The sequence below is a fragment of the Pseudomonas frigoris genome (genome assembly GCF_047758635.1).
In the GTDB taxonomy this organism is placed as follows: Bacteria; Pseudomonadota; Gammaproteobacteria; order Pseudomonadales; family Pseudomonadaceae; genus Aquipseudomonas; species Aquipseudomonas frigoris.
Genome location: NZ_CP180479.1, coordinates 1680036 through 1692750 on the forward strand (window position 1 = coordinate 1680036; position 12715 = coordinate 1692750).

Genomic DNA, 12715 nt, shown 5'->3' on the forward strand with positions numbered 1-12715 from the left:
TGTAAATAGCCAGACTCACCAACAAACACACACCAATAATAATCGCATCAAATGCGGTGATGAATTCGCGTTGCTGAGGAGTGGGCTTCCATGATCGAAGACTTTTGGAAGGATAAGTACCCTGCCGGGATTGCTGCCGACATCAATCCGGACGAGTATCCGAATATTCAGGCGGTGTTGAAGCAGTCCTGCCAACGCTTTGCCGACAAACCGGCGTTCAGCAACCTGGGCAAGACAATCACCTACGGTGAACTGTACGAATTGTCCGGTGCCTTTGCCGCGTACCTGCAACAGCATACCGACTTGCAGCCGGGCGATCGAATCGCCGTGCAGTTGCCCAACGTGTTGCAGTACCCGATCGCCGTCTTCGGTGCCATCCGCGCCGGGCTGATCGTGGTCAACACCAACCCGCTGTACACCGCGCGGGAAATGGAACACCAATTCAACGACTCTGGTGCCAAAGCCCTGGTCTGCCTGGCCAACATGGCGCACCTGGCCCAGCTCGTCGTGCCGAAAACCGGCGTCAAGCACGTGATCGTCACCGAAGTGGCCGACCTGCTGCCGCCGCTCAAGCGCCTGCTGGTCAACAGCGTCATCAAATACGTGAAGAAGATGGTCCCTGCGTATCACTTGCCCAAGGCCATCAAGTTCAACGACGTATTGAGCAAGGGCCACGGCCAGCCAGTCGCTGAAGCCAACCCGGCCAGCAGCGACGTTGCCGTGCTGCAATACACCGGCGGCACCACCGGCGTGGCCAAGGGCGCGATGTTGACCCATCGCAACCTGGTGGCGAACATGCTGCAGTGCAAGGCGCTGATGGGTTCCAACCTCAATGAAGGTTGCGAGGTCCTGATCACGCCGCTGCCGCTGTACCACATCTATGCCTTCACCTTTCATTGCATGGCGATGATGTTGATCGGCAACCACAACATCCTGATCAGCAACCCGCGCGATTTGACGGCGATGGTCAAGGAACTGTCGAAGTGGAAGTTCAGCGGTTTTGTTGGGCTGAACACGCTGTTCGTGGCCCTGTGCAACAACGAAGGCTTCCGCAAGCTGGACTTCTCGGCGCTGAAAGTCACCCTGTCCGGTGGCATGGCCCTGCAACTGGCCGCGGCCGAGCGCTGGAAAGCGGTCACCGGTTGCGCCATCTGCGAAGGTTACGGCATGACCGAAACCAGCCCGGTGGCCACCGTGAACCCGATTCAGAACATCCAGATCGGCACCATCGGTATTCCGGTTCCGTCGACCCTGTGCAAAGTCATCGACGATGCCGGCGTTGAACAGCCGTTAGGCGACATCGGCGAGCTGTGTGTGAAAGGTCCGCAAGTGATGAAGGGTTACTGGCAGCGTCAGGACGCCACCGATGAAATCCTCGACAGCGAAGGCTGGTTGAAGACCGGTGACATCGCGCTGATCCAGCCTGACGGTTACATGCGCATCGTCGATCGCAAGAAAGACATGATTCTGGTCTCCGGTTTCAACGTGTACCCGAACGAACTGGAAGACGTGCTCGCGACCCTGCCGGGCGTGCTGCAATGCGCAGCCATCGGTGTGCCGGACGAGAAGTCGGGCGAGGCGATCAAGATCTTCATCGTCGCCAAACCGGGCGTGACCCTGACCAAGGAACAGGTGATGGAGCACATGCGCGCCAACGTCACCGGCTACAAGGTTCCGCGCTCCGTGGAGTTCCGCGACGCGCTGCCGACCACCAACGTCGGTAAGATCCTGCGCCGCGAGTTACGCGACGAAGAGCTGAAGAAGCTCGGCGTCAAGAAGGTAAGCGCGTAACAAACAAAAGCCCCGCAGATGCGGGGCGTTTGTTTCTGATCAGGATATTTTCAGCGCCTGTCAGGCCGCCTTCGCGAGCAAGCCCGCTCCCACATTTAACCGGGTTCTTCAAGAAGGAATGCGATCGAGTGTGGGAGCGGGCTTGCTCGCGAAGCTTTTTAGCTTTTGCTATTACAGGCGGAACTGCGCGAAATTGACGTTGGTCCCCGCCGGACGCATGTCCTGGAGGTACGAGTCCTTGTCGGCGCTCAGTTCCAGGCTCAAGGCCGCTTTGCGTTTACCTTCGTTACGCACCACCAGACCTTCGAGCTTCTCCCGAAGGAACACCGTCGGCACTTTCAGGTGCAGCAGTTCGTCGGTATCCGGGGTGTGCATCAGCAGGTGAACCCATTCGTACTGACCAATGGCCAGGCGCGCGACCGGAATATCGAACCACCAGATGTTGCGGTTACGGTTCAATTCGGTGAAGTGGCAGTTGTTGACGCCAAGCACAGCACCGCCAAGTTCCTGGTTTCTGCGGGCAATGGCCTGCTTTTTATCGAGTTTCATAACATTCCTACGGGATTGGATCTTCAGCGCCATGGCCTGAATTCGTTGCGCATTCTCGGGGGTTGGTCGGCAAACATAAAGCCCAACCTGCACTGAACGATGAAATGTCGCCGTGAAAATAAATGAAACTCCGCGCAATCGCCTCCGGTCAACCTTGTGTAACGACTTTTCTCGTTCAATTGTTCACAGGAGAAACACCATGAGCAGCACTGGCGATAAAGCAAAAGGCTTGGCCAACGAAGCAGTCGGCAACGTCAAACAAGGCGTCGGCAAGGCAACCGGCAACGACAAAATGCGCACCGAAGGCGTGGTGCAGGAAAGGAAAGGCGAAGCCCAGCAAGCGGTTGGCAAAGCCAAAGACGCGATCAAGAAAGGCATCGACAAGGCGTGATCCGGTCTTTGATGAGCGTAAAAAACGGCCATCCGCGGATGGCCGTTTTTGTGTCAGCCTGAACTTGTACAAGGAAATTGTTTCAAACTCGCCAAGTAGGCTACTTTGATGTAGAAAACGGCCCCTGAGTCGCCACGACTTCAACCTTTTTGCGGCGAAAGGAGACGCTAATGTTTTTCCCACACATGAAAGGTCTGCGCCTGCACCGTGTCATGGTGCGCACGATCACCGAGTTCGTCGACGACGAGATGTCGACCTATGCCTCGGCGCTGGCCTATCAGATGCTGTTCTCTCTGTTCCCCTTTATTCTGTTCCTGATCGCCCTGATCGGTTTCCTGCACCTGCCGGACTTCTTCTCCTGGCTGCGCCTGCAATCGGAACTGGTCCTGCCGCCCCAGGCGCTGGAGCAGGTGAACCCGGTCATCGACCAGCTCCAGCAATCCAAGGGGGGCTTGCTGTCGATCGGTATCGTGATTGCCCTGTGGACCGCGTCCGCCGGTGTGCGGCTGATGATGAGCGCGATGAACGCCGCCTACGACGTGGTCGAAGGCCGTCCAGCGTGGAAGCGTTTCCCGCTGTCGATTTTCTACACCATCGGCATCGCCGCCATGCTACTGGTGGCCGCCGCGCTGATGGTGCTCGGGCCGCAGGTGATGGAATGGATCGCCTCGCAAGTCGGCCTTGAAGAATTCATCGTGACCCTTTGGACCATCGTGCGCTGGCCGGTGGTCGTGATTCTGTTGATGATGGCGGTGGCGCTGATTTATTACGTCATGCCCGACGTCAAACAGGAGTTTCGCTTCATTACCCCGGGCTCGGTGCTGGCGGTGGTGGTGTGGATCATCGCGTCGGTGGGTTTCGGCCTGTACGTCAAGACGTTCGCCAACTACAACGCCATGTATGGCAGTATCGGCGCGATCATCGTGCTGTTGCTGTACTTCTATATTTCCGCGGCGGTGCTGTTGCTCGGCGCGGAGATGAATGCGGTGATCGAACACATGTCGACCGAAGGCAAGGACCCTGGCGAAAAGGTCCCCGGCGAGCATGACCACGAACCCAAACAACATGTTTCGGGACTGGGTCGGGACCACTCGATCAAGCCGACCACTGACGAAGTCATCAAATGATCCGTGAAATTCTGAAAATGGGCGACGAGCGCCTGCTGCGCATCGCCCCGCCGGTGCCCGCCGAAATGTTCGACAGCCCGGAGCTGTGGCAACTGATCGACGACATGTTCCAGACCATGGAAAGCGTCGGCGGCGTTGGCCTGGCCGCGCCGCAGATCGGCGTCGACCTGCAACTGGTGATCTTCGGTTTCGAGCACAGCGAACGCTACCCGGACGCCGAAGCGGTGCCGCAGACGATTCTGATCAACCCGTTGATTACGCCGTTGAGCCCGACGCTGGAAGAGGGTTTCGAAGGCTGCTTGTCGGTGCCCGGCCTGCGTGGCGCGGTGGATTGCTATCAGCACATTCGGTACGAAGGTTTCGATCCCAAAGGGCAGCCGATTGGGCGCATCGCCGAGGGATTCCATGCGCGAGTGGTACAGCATGAATGCGATCACCTGATCGGCCGGTTGTACCCGTCGCGCATCAGTGACTTCAGCAAGTTCGGGTTTACCGAAGTGATGTTTCCGGATTTCGACCCTGCTGCAGACGATTGATTCGAATCCACCTCAAACCAATGTGGGAGCGGGCTTGCTCGCGAAGGCGGTGTGTCAGTCGACATCAATGTTGACTGTTCTGACCCCTTCGCGAGCAAGTCGAATCGTCGCACCGCCGCTCCCACATTTGATCTTCATAAGGCTTTAGAACGTTATCTGGCCGGTTCCAATCCCATGGCGATCATCGGTTTGCTCCGCGCATAACGGCTCAAGCGTTCCGCCATGGAGTAGGGCAGTGGCGGGTCGAAGGTAAAACCGCGACGTTCATAAAACCCGCGCAAGTCTGGATGACAAAACAACCACACCGGACCTTCTAGCTCCTTGAGCGCCTCGGCGATCAGCGCCGCAGCGATGCCCTGTTCACGGCAGGCCGGATCGACAAACAAACCCGTCAGCCAATGCCCGTCCGCCACCGGTCGCAAACACAGTGCGCCAATGATCTCCTCGCGCCTGGCCACCCACAGTTGAGCGTCGCGGACGGCTTTCATCGACGATTGGTGAGCGCGATAAAACTTGTTCATCAAGGGCCACAAAGGCTCGGCGAGCAAGGTGTAGTGGGTGTTGGGCATGGTCTTCGACTGCCGGTGCGCAAAGCGGGCGATTATAAAAGAACGCGCGCGCAGCGATAGGTGTATACCTGATCTCACATCCCGTATGAGTGGAGTACGTATCATGGCCAAAGGCATGGATTCAAAAAAAGCAGCGAAGAAGAAACCGGCAAAAACTGCCGATGAAAAACGTGCGGACAAGAAGGCCAAGAAGGTGGATGTGTTCGGTCATTGAAAGCCAAAAACAGCCATTACGGGACACCGTAATGGCTGAAGTCCCAAGGCTAGCTACGCGCAATTTCCCTCAGACGAATGTTATCTATTTGCACAACATTACCCGAGCCACCTACATAAAAAAGTACTGTCATAGGTGACGCTGTTTGCGTCGTCCCTGCGTAGAAACTGACATTTCTGGACTGCCATCCGCTGCCTCCCGGGATGGTGATGGTTTGGATAGGCGTACCGTTTTGTATGATGTAAAAGGTCGAGTTGACTGCAACTCGGTAGTCAAAAGAGAACAGATACTGCTCACCAATCTTGATGTCCTGGAAGATTTTTTGCATATACACATAGTGATAGCCATTAACATATCTGATTGACTCTACAAAATACTCCCCTGCCAAGAGCGATATCTGGGATTGATATGCTGAGGGCAGTGTCCACCGATCCCAATCAAAACCTGTAAAGGTAGACAGCACATCCAACCCCGTTTTCACCATATAAACCCTGGCCTGACACTCCACCGCATCACCCACCGTTGCCTCTTTAAACAACCCCACCTTCAAAACAATCGCCAGTTTCGAATCCGCCTTGCATTCACGCAGCCACTGCACCTCGGTCGTATAACTCAGCCCCGCCCCCTGATCATGTGACGTGCCCACGAACTGATCTCTCGAGCGCGTAGTTCCGTCGGTTCTGCTTTCCACATAACTTAACCAAATCGGAAGGCCGGAGCGCTGGAACGGCCACTTGTCGCTCAGCACCCTGGTGTTGTCCTTGATTGAACCGATTTCCAGAAGTTCTCCGACGAACCCCTCGATCAACGGTCTCGGCATGCTCTGCTGTAACAACGCGCCAATGCTCAGTTCAAGGGTTTTCGACGGCGTTTCCTGCCCCAACCGAATCACCTTGTAGCTGATATTCACCACAGTTTTCAGATTGGCGCCGGTAATGGCGGCAGGAACATTGAAATCCACAGATGCCTGACCGTTGACCATCTTGCGTTCCGGAATCGTCGAGCCATCTCCCGGACGTCCGTGAACAGTCAGCTCGATGGCGTCATTCGGTTCGAACGTCGAGGTGATCACACGAGCGGTGAATCCGTCCTGATAGCGGTTCGGGTCTAGAATGCGACCCGGCGCCTCTACCACGGTTGGCTCCAGCAGCGTCGGCAGCGGGGTGCCAATGCGCACTTCGCGGTAATCAGAGTAAATCACCCTCCCGTCACGCGTCAGGTTGTAGAACATCCGGATGGTATGCCCCTGATTGAGGTCGACGTAGTGGCGGGCCAGCGGGATGCGGATGGCCCTGGCGGACGATCCGGGTGTCAGTTCGAACGTGCCCTGAGTGCTGGCCGCCTGGTTCAGGCCCTGGAAATACCACGAGCCCTTATCCTTGGTGTTGGTCAGGATCAGCGGTATCTGATAAATCACTTCGCGATCAGGGCCCGGATCGAACACGCCTTCTGGCGTTGTGCCTTCCAGAATCGGCGCCGGCAAGTCTTTCCTCGGCTCGCCGACGGTCAGTTTCAACGCGTCGGACGTTCGCTTACTGGTGGTGTGTACCTCATACAGAACCGTGATGTTCAGCCCGTCGAAACGATTGAGATCAGCGCCCTGGATATCCCGGGTAATCGGCAGGCCGGGCGGTAAGTCACCCACCAGTCGCGCGTCGTCGTACAGCACGGTATCGCCGCCGGGCCGCACGGCGGTGATGAATAGAATCACCAGATCGTTGGCGGTACGCCCAGAGTAGGACGGGATAGTGGCGGTGGCTTTGCTCAGGTTCGGCGGCAAATAGTTGCCGTTGGCCTTGTCGATGGTGGGAGCGAGCAAGGCATTGAGCTGACCGACGACGCGCACGAAGGTCTTTTTCGAATAGAGCCGACCTTTGTCGGTCTGCACCTCGTAGGAAACGGTGGCCTTGCCGAAGGGAATGGCTTTGACGTTTTCATAGCTGACAAAGGCTTCATAAGTCCGGCCGGGGGCATCGACAGGAATCTCGAACGTCTGCGAGATCGGTGTGCCGTCAACGGTTTCGCCTGCCCAGCTCAGGTAGATTCGGCTCCCTGGCGTGTAATTCTGACGATTGGTTTGGACCTCGACCTTCACGTTCTCGCCGTTCAAGGCTTTGAGGTCGATCTCGCCGGTGGTGTAGTCGGCTTTTTCGACAAAGGGTTCGACCAGTTTCGAGTCATCCAGATCGACATCCACGTAGGAGGGAGTTGACCACGGGCCGTTTTCATCGGGCAGGTTATTGGCTTCGTCAATGGGTTTGAACATGACCGGCAGCTTGTTCGAGCTGCCGGCGTTTTCGATGACGGTCCGGCTGACGAAGATCTTGATCGGGTTGCTCTTGGGGGCTTCGGCCTGTTCTTTGGTGACGACATGGCGCAGCGACTCGGTGCCCCACTTCAATTCGATTCTGTCGCGTACACGCAAGAACGGGTAGGGCTCAATCGTCACCCAGGTGCCCGCCTTGGCGCGCTCTGCGTCGATGCCGCGCTCGGCCACGTCGGGTTCCAGGGTCTGATGCAGTTCCGAATGACTGATGGGGTCCGAGTTTTTGTCGACACCGCCAGGGCGAGTCAACAAAACCAGAACCTTTTGAAGCGGAGAGTCCTCGGTTGAGCCGCTGAAACGCGTGACCCGGTAGTGAACGGACTCATACGTCCTGGAGATAAAATTCGACCGAGGGATAGTGAAGAGAATGCGCCCGTCGGGATTATCGACGTCTTCCTTGCGGATGAACTTGTAAGCGTCGGCACGATCCTGGGACGTAAAAAACAGTTCGACGGTGTCACCTTCGACCATATTCAGGTAATGGTCGATTGCGCACAGTGCACCGTTTCTGAGTTGATCAATGCCCAAGGCGAAATCGGCGTCGACCACGTTTTCAATCATGCCGCCAACCCTCAGCGGTGCCAGCGCCGCCGAGGCGGAGGTGTCAAACAAGCTGAATGCACTGAGTTCATTCAGCTTTTCTGATGGGGGAATGTAAAGGCTCATGTCTTGGCTCCTGTCGAGTCATGATTTGGCGTCGACGGAGTCGACGTGGAAACATGAGGCGCTTGGCCAAGGTTCCACTGCTACTGTCAGAAATTACAGTTCCGACGAATGGTTAAGCACTTACGAAATAATCTGCAAGATTCATCAGCGTCGTTGCACAGAAGGGGAAGATTCCCGTTCCGAGCAACGCCATGCCCCATTACTTCGATACCGCCCACCGTGAAGAAATCGAAACCCTGCGCCAACGCCTGACCGCTCGCACCGAGTGGCCGACCTGGTTGCTGCTGATCGGCGTGTACATCGGCTGGTTCAGCATCGTGCTGGCCAGTGGCTGGTTGGGCCTGTGGTGGAGCACATTGTTGTTGATTCCATTGGTGGTGCTCTGGTTATCGGTGCAGCACGAATTGCTTCACGGTCATCCCACCCGCTGGACATCGCTGAACAAGATACTCGGCTACGCGCCGTTCGCCGTCTGGTATCCCTACACCCTGTATCGCGACAGCCATCTGCTGCATCACCGCGACGAAGACCTGACCCTCCCGGGTCGCGATCCGGAAAGCCGTTACCTGAGCGCCGAGCAATGGCAGGGCAGTTCACTGTTCGAACAGGGCCTGCACTGGCTGAACAAAACCGTGCTCGGACGCTTCGCCCTCGGTGCACCGCTGGCCTTGCTGGCGCTGGCCCGAGAAGAGTGCCAGCGTCTGAAAGCAAGTGAGCGGCAGGCCTGGTTGATGTGGTTGAGCCACGGCGCGTTGACCCTGCTGATGTTGCTGTTTATCGCCCGCTACAGCGTGCTGCCGGTGTGGCATTACCTGTTGCTGATCAGTGTGCCGGCGCTATCGATTGCGATGATTCGCTCCTACTATGAACACCGTCCCCACGCCGAGCCCGAGCAAAGGACGGTCATCAACGAAGCCGCCTGGCCGTGGCGCTGGCTGTTCCTGAACCTCAATCTGCATTTGGTGCATCACGACTTGCCAGGGCTGCCCTGGTACGACTTGCCCCGCGCCTACCACGCGCGTCGCGAGCAATGGCTGGCGCGCAGCGGTGGGTTTTTGGTGCAGGGTTATGGCCAGTTGTGGCGCCGGCATGGAGTGAAGGCCATCGACAGCCCCAGGCACCCGTATTACTGAGCGAACGCGCTCCCACAGGGGAATTTCGTCGTATGGGAAGATTGTGATGACACAACACCTCGCTGAATTACTGATGTACGTCGCCCCCGAACCGGTCCGCGAGGCGAACGAGCGCTGGCTGACGCGAATTATCGAGCGACTGGGGGCCACCCGCCGCCACGCCGAGGGCGTTTCGCTGATGGACCTTTGGCTGTCCCCGCACTTGCTGCTGACCCAAACCTGCGGCTATCCGCTGATGACCGCGTTGCGCGGTCGGGTCCGGGTCATTGGTCGTCCTCGCTATGAACTACCGGACGCTAACGGCGGCAACCATTGCAGCCTGTTGCTGAGTCGCGCCGATGATCCACGGCGCAGTTTGCCGGCCTTTCGCGACAGTCGTGGGGTGATCAATGGCGAAGACTCCAACAGCGGCATGAACCTGTTGCGTCACCGACTGGCGCCGCTGCATCAAGAGGGGCAGTTCTTCGCCAGTGTCGGTATCAGCGGCAGTCACCGCGAAAGCCTGCGCTGGCTGCGAGAAGAGAAGGCAGACCTAGCGGCCATCGACAGCGTGACCTTCGCCTATCTGGCGCAGCACGCCGAAGAAGAAGTGGCCGGGCTGCGGGTCATCGCGCGAAGTGCGTTCAGTCCGACCTTGCCGTATATCACCGCCGCGACTGTCACCGATGAACAGGCCGAAGAGCTGCGGCAGGTGATGAATACGACGTTGCAGGAATTGCCCGAAGTCAGGGAAATCCTCGGTCTGCAAGAGGTATTGCCGGCCGGCGAAAGCGACTATCAGATTGTGCTCGACTATGAGCAAGAGGCTGAGGCGTTGGGGTTTGGGCGATTACGGTAGGCAGAATCAAAAGATCGCAGCCTCGTTTTACTCGACAGCTCCTACAAGGATATCGGCGTACACCTGTAGGAGCTGTCGAGCGAAGCGAGGCTGCGATCTTGACGATTTTGAAATAGTACTTAATGGAATATAAAAATGCTTTTTAAGTATTTTTAACGAATAAGGCTCCTTGCTAGGATCGCGTCACCGGATCACCGGACATTCAGCGACCCCTAACCCTTGGAGCCTTTATGTCCGGCACCGACTTTTCCCATCGCAACGACGTGGGCGGCTTGTTTCGCGCGCATTACCCCTGGCTGTGCACAAGGTTGCGCCGGCACCTGGGCGCCAGTTCCAGTGTCGAAGACATCGCTTCCGAAACCTTTTTACAATTACTCGAATCGCCGGGGCTGACCCCGATCCGCGAGCCTCGCGCCTTGCTCACCACCATTGCCCAGCGGTTGATCTATCAGCTCTGGCGTCGCCGCGATCTGGAACGCCACCACCTCGATCAGTTGCAACAGATCGATCAGCCTCAAGCGCTCTCGCCCGAAGAACGGGTGCAACTGACCCAGGCCTTGCATGGCCTCGAGCGCACGCTTGAGCGCTTGCCGGGCAAGGTTCGGGCAACTTTCCTGTTATCGCGAATCGACGGTCTGACCTACCCGCAAATCGCCGCCGAACTGGGCATTTCCCAACGCTCGGTCAGCGTTTACATGACTCGCACTCAAGCCCTGTGCGCCCGGCACAGCGCCAACCAATCCTTGAATCCCCTGACCCGGAGGTCCGCATGAGATCACTCAAAACCCTGCTCGGCAGTTCGCTGCTTGCCCTGAGCCTTGTGGCAACCCACGTTCCCGCGGCGGAGAAAACCGCACCCATACACTTCGGTGACATCACCTGGGAAAGTGGCAGCCTCATCACCGAAATCCTGCGATTGATAGTCGAGAAAGGTTACGGCTACCCGACCGATACCCTGCCGGGCAGCACCGTCAGCCTCGAAGCGGCACTGGCCAAGAACGATATTCAAGTGATCGGCGAAGAGTGGGCCGGGCGCAGTCCGGCGTGGGTCAAAGCCGCCTCGCAAGGCAAAGTGTTTGGGCTGGGTGACACGGTCAAAGGCGCCACCGAAGGCTGGTGGGTGCCGGAATACGTGATCAAGGGCGATCCCGAACGCGGCATCAAACCCCTGGCTCCGGAGCTGAAATCCGTCGCCGACCTGGCGCGCTACAAGGACGTGTTCCGCGACCCGGAAGACCCGAGCCGAGGACGCTTCCTCAACAGCCCGACCGGCTGGACCTCCGAGATCGTCAACAGTCAGAAACTCAAGGCCTATGACCTGACCGACAGCTTCGTCAACTTCCGCACGGGGTCTGGCGCAGCACTGGATGCCGAGGTGGCTTCGCAGATCCGTCGTGGCAAACCGGTGCTGTTCTACTACTGGTCGCCGACGCCGCTGTTGGGGCGTTTCAAACTGGTGAAACTCGACGAGCCGGCCTTCGACGCCGACGCCTGGAAGACCTTGGCCGACGCCAACAACCCCAATCCAAAAGGCACGCGTTCGATGCCGGCGAACCTGGCGATTGGGGTGTCCGCGCCGTTCAAGGCGCAGTACCCGGACCTGGTGGCGTTCTTCGAAAAGGTCGACCTGCCGATCGATCTGCTGAACCACACGCTTGGTCAGATGAGCGAAAAGCGCCTGCAACCGCGTCAGGTGGCCGAAGCGTTTTTGCGTGATCAGCCGCAGATCTGGAAGGGTTGGGTGCCCGGTGAAGTGGCTACTAAAGTGAGTGCGAGTTTGTAAATTTGTAGTGCCTGGAAAATAGCCATCGTCGGAACGCCGTCCGGAGCAAGCTCGCTCCCACATTGGATCTTCGGCATGACATAGATCCCCTGTGGGAGCGAGCTTGCTCCGGGCGGCGTTCCGACGATGGTCTTGAGACTTACACCAACTCAGCGGCCAACGCAGCCTTCACGGCTGGCCGCTGATCAACCCGTGCCTGAAACCGCGCCAACGCCGGCCACTCATTCAAATCGATGGCAAACAGGTGCGCCCAGCGCAACACCGTAAACAAATACGCATCGGCAATGCTGAACCCGTCAGCCATCAAATAATCCTGGCGCTCCAGCGTCTGACACAACACCGCAAACCGCTTGAACAGTTTCTCCTTGATCAGCGCTTTCACCTCATCCGGGAACTGCGAACTGAACAGCCAGCCAAGCCCGCCATGAATCTCTGTCGAAATGAAATTCAGCCACTCCTGCAACCGCACTCGCTCGAACGTCCCGCTCACGGGGGCCAGGTTCGCTTCGGGTCGCAGGTCTGCCAGGTATTGGAGGATCGCCGGGCCTTCGGTCAACACGTGTTCGTTGTCCAGTTGCAGTGCCGCGACGTAGCCCTTTGGATTGATGGCGAGGAAGTCGTCGCCGTTGGCGGTTCGCTTGCTGGTGTTGTCGACGCGGATCAATTCGAACGACAGATCCAGTTCGCGCAGCACGATATGCGGCGCCAGTGAGCAGGCGTATGGGGCGTAATACAACTTCATCGGCAGGGCTCTGGCTGGGGATTTGCGCCAGTGTCATAGTGCGCGGCACC

General features: G+C 57.8%; 12 protein-coding genes. 8 read left to right on the plus strand and 4 right to left on the minus strand.

Features of this window, described 5'->3' with window-relative positions; genetic code table 11:
• Positions 1-90: 90 nt before the first annotated feature.
• Positions 91-1791, plus strand: a complete 1701-nt coding sequence (gene fadD1 / locus ACMXYH_RS07530; protein WP_415766728.1) for a long-chain-fatty-acid--CoA ligase FadD1 — start codon at positions 91-93, stop codon at positions 1789-1791.
• Positions 1792-1962: 171 nt separating this feature from the next.
• On the opposite strand, the gene ACMXYH_RS07535 is transcribed toward fadD1, so the two are convergent.
• Entirely contained in the window at positions 1963-2340 is a 378-nt protein-coding gene (locus ACMXYH_RS07535) for a hypothetical protein (RefSeq protein WP_033056806.1), read from the minus strand.
• A gap of 199 nt (positions 2341-2539) precedes the next feature.
• Between ACMXYH_RS07535 and ACMXYH_RS07540 the strand changes: the two genes are divergently transcribed.
• The 3 genes from ACMXYH_RS07540 (at position 2540) to def (ending at position 4394) form a co-directional block, all read left to right on the plus strand.
• On the plus strand, positions 2540-2731 hold the full coding sequence (locus ACMXYH_RS07540) for a CsbD family protein (RefSeq protein WP_129437765.1): 192 nt from the start codon (positions 2540-2542) through the stop codon (positions 2729-2731).
• Positions 2732-2901: 170 nt separating this feature from the next.
• The gene (locus ACMXYH_RS07545; protein WP_134417619.1) at positions 2902-3858 is read left to right on the plus strand and encodes a YihY/virulence factor BrkB family protein; all 957 of its coding nucleotides are present in this window, start codon (positions 2902-2904) and stop codon (positions 3856-3858) included.
• On the plus strand, positions 3855-4394 hold the full coding sequence (gene def / locus ACMXYH_RS07550; protein WP_415766729.1) for a peptide deformylase: 540 nt from the start codon (positions 3855-3857) through the stop codon (positions 4392-4394). Before ACMXYH_RS07545 ends, def begins: the two co-directional genes overlap by 4 nt.
• A gap of 152 nt (positions 4395-4546) precedes the next feature.
• Here def and ACMXYH_RS07555 read toward each other — a convergent pair whose 3' ends face one another.
• Both ACMXYH_RS07555 and ACMXYH_RS07560 read right to left on the minus strand, forming a co-directional pair.
• Positions 4547-4963, minus strand: a complete 417-nt coding sequence (locus tag ACMXYH_RS07555; protein WP_415766730.1) for a GNAT family N-acetyltransferase — start codon at positions 4961-4963, stop codon at positions 4547-4549.
• A gap of 263 nt (positions 4964-5226) precedes the next feature.
• A complete protein-coding gene (locus ACMXYH_RS07560) occupies positions 5227-8169 on the minus strand; it encodes a hypothetical protein (protein ID WP_415766731.1) in 2943 nt (980 codons plus the stop codon).
• Positions 8170-8360: 191 nt separating this feature from the next.
• Between ACMXYH_RS07560 and ACMXYH_RS07565 the strand changes: the two genes are divergently transcribed.
• The 4 genes from ACMXYH_RS07565 (at position 8361) to ACMXYH_RS07580 (ending at position 11923) form a co-directional block, all read left to right on the plus strand.
• Complete coding sequence (locus ACMXYH_RS07565; protein ID WP_415766732.1) at positions 8361-9302, plus strand: fatty acid desaturase; 942 nt, start codon at positions 8361-8363, stop codon at positions 9300-9302.
• Positions 9303-9348: 46 nt separating this feature from the next.
• Entirely contained in the window at positions 9349-10140 is a 792-nt protein-coding gene (locus tag ACMXYH_RS07570; RefSeq protein WP_415766733.1) for a phosphate/phosphite/phosphonate ABC transporter substrate-binding protein, read from the plus strand.
• A 230-nt stretch (positions 10141-10370) separates the two neighbouring features.
• Positions 10371-10913 carry a sigma-70 family RNA polymerase sigma factor gene (locus ACMXYH_RS07575; RefSeq protein ID WP_415766734.1) on the plus strand — a complete coding sequence of 181 codons (543 nt, stop codon included), beginning with the start codon at positions 10371-10373 and terminating at the stop codon, positions 10911-10913.
• A complete protein-coding gene (locus tag ACMXYH_RS07580) occupies positions 10910-11923 on the plus strand; it encodes an ABC transporter substrate-binding protein (protein WP_415766735.1) in 1014 nt (337 codons plus the stop codon). The genes ACMXYH_RS07575 and ACMXYH_RS07580 overlap by 4 nt, the downstream gene beginning before the upstream one ends.
• Before the next feature lie 139 nt (positions 11924-12062).
• On the opposite strand, the gene gstA is transcribed toward ACMXYH_RS07580, so the two are convergent.
• Entirely contained in the window at positions 12063-12665 is a 603-nt protein-coding gene (gene gstA / locus ACMXYH_RS07585; protein ID WP_415766736.1) for a glutathione transferase GstA, read from the minus strand.
• Positions 12666-12715: the final 50 nt, after the last annotated feature.

Bases quoted from the DNA above. Each gene is read 5' to 3' on its own strand.
- fadD1 (WP_415766728.1), top strand. From the start codon at position 91: ATGATCGAAGACTTTTGGAAGGATAAGTACCCTGCCGGGATTGCTGCC.
- ACMXYH_RS07535 (WP_033056806.1), bottom strand. From the start codon at position 2,340: ATGAAACTCGATAAAAAGCAGGCCATTGCCCGCAGAAACCAGGAACTT.
- ACMXYH_RS07540 (WP_129437765.1), top strand. From the start codon at position 2,540: ATGAGCAGCACTGGCGATAAAGCAAAAGGCTTGGCCAACGAAGCAGTC.
- ACMXYH_RS07545 (WP_134417619.1), top strand. From the start codon at position 2,902: ATGTTTTTCCCACACATGAAAGGTCTGCGCCTGCACCGTGTCATGGTG.
- def (WP_415766729.1), top strand. From the start codon at position 3,855: ATGATCCGTGAAATTCTGAAAATGGGCGACGAGCGCCTGCTGCGCATC.
- ACMXYH_RS07555 (WP_415766730.1), bottom strand. From the start codon at position 4,963: ATGCCCAACACCCACTACACCTTGCTCGCCGAGCCTTTGTGGCCCTTG.
- ACMXYH_RS07560 (WP_415766731.1), bottom strand. From the start codon at position 8,169: ATGAGCCTTTACATTCCCCCATCAGAAAAGCTGAATGAACTCAGTGCA.
- ACMXYH_RS07565 (WP_415766732.1), top strand. From the start codon at position 8,361: ATGCCCCATTACTTCGATACCGCCCACCGTGAAGAAATCGAAACCCTG.
- ACMXYH_RS07570 (WP_415766733.1), top strand. From the start codon at position 9,349: ATGACACAACACCTCGCTGAATTACTGATGTACGTCGCCCCCGAACCG.
- ACMXYH_RS07575 (WP_415766734.1), top strand. From the start codon at position 10,371: ATGTCCGGCACCGACTTTTCCCATCGCAACGACGTGGGCGGCTTGTTT.
- ACMXYH_RS07580 (WP_415766735.1), top strand. From the start codon at position 10,910: ATGAGATCACTCAAAACCCTGCTCGGCAGTTCGCTGCTTGCCCTGAGC.
- gstA (WP_415766736.1), bottom strand. From the start codon at position 12,665: ATGAAGTTGTATTACGCCCCATACGCCTGCTCACTGGCGCCGCATATC.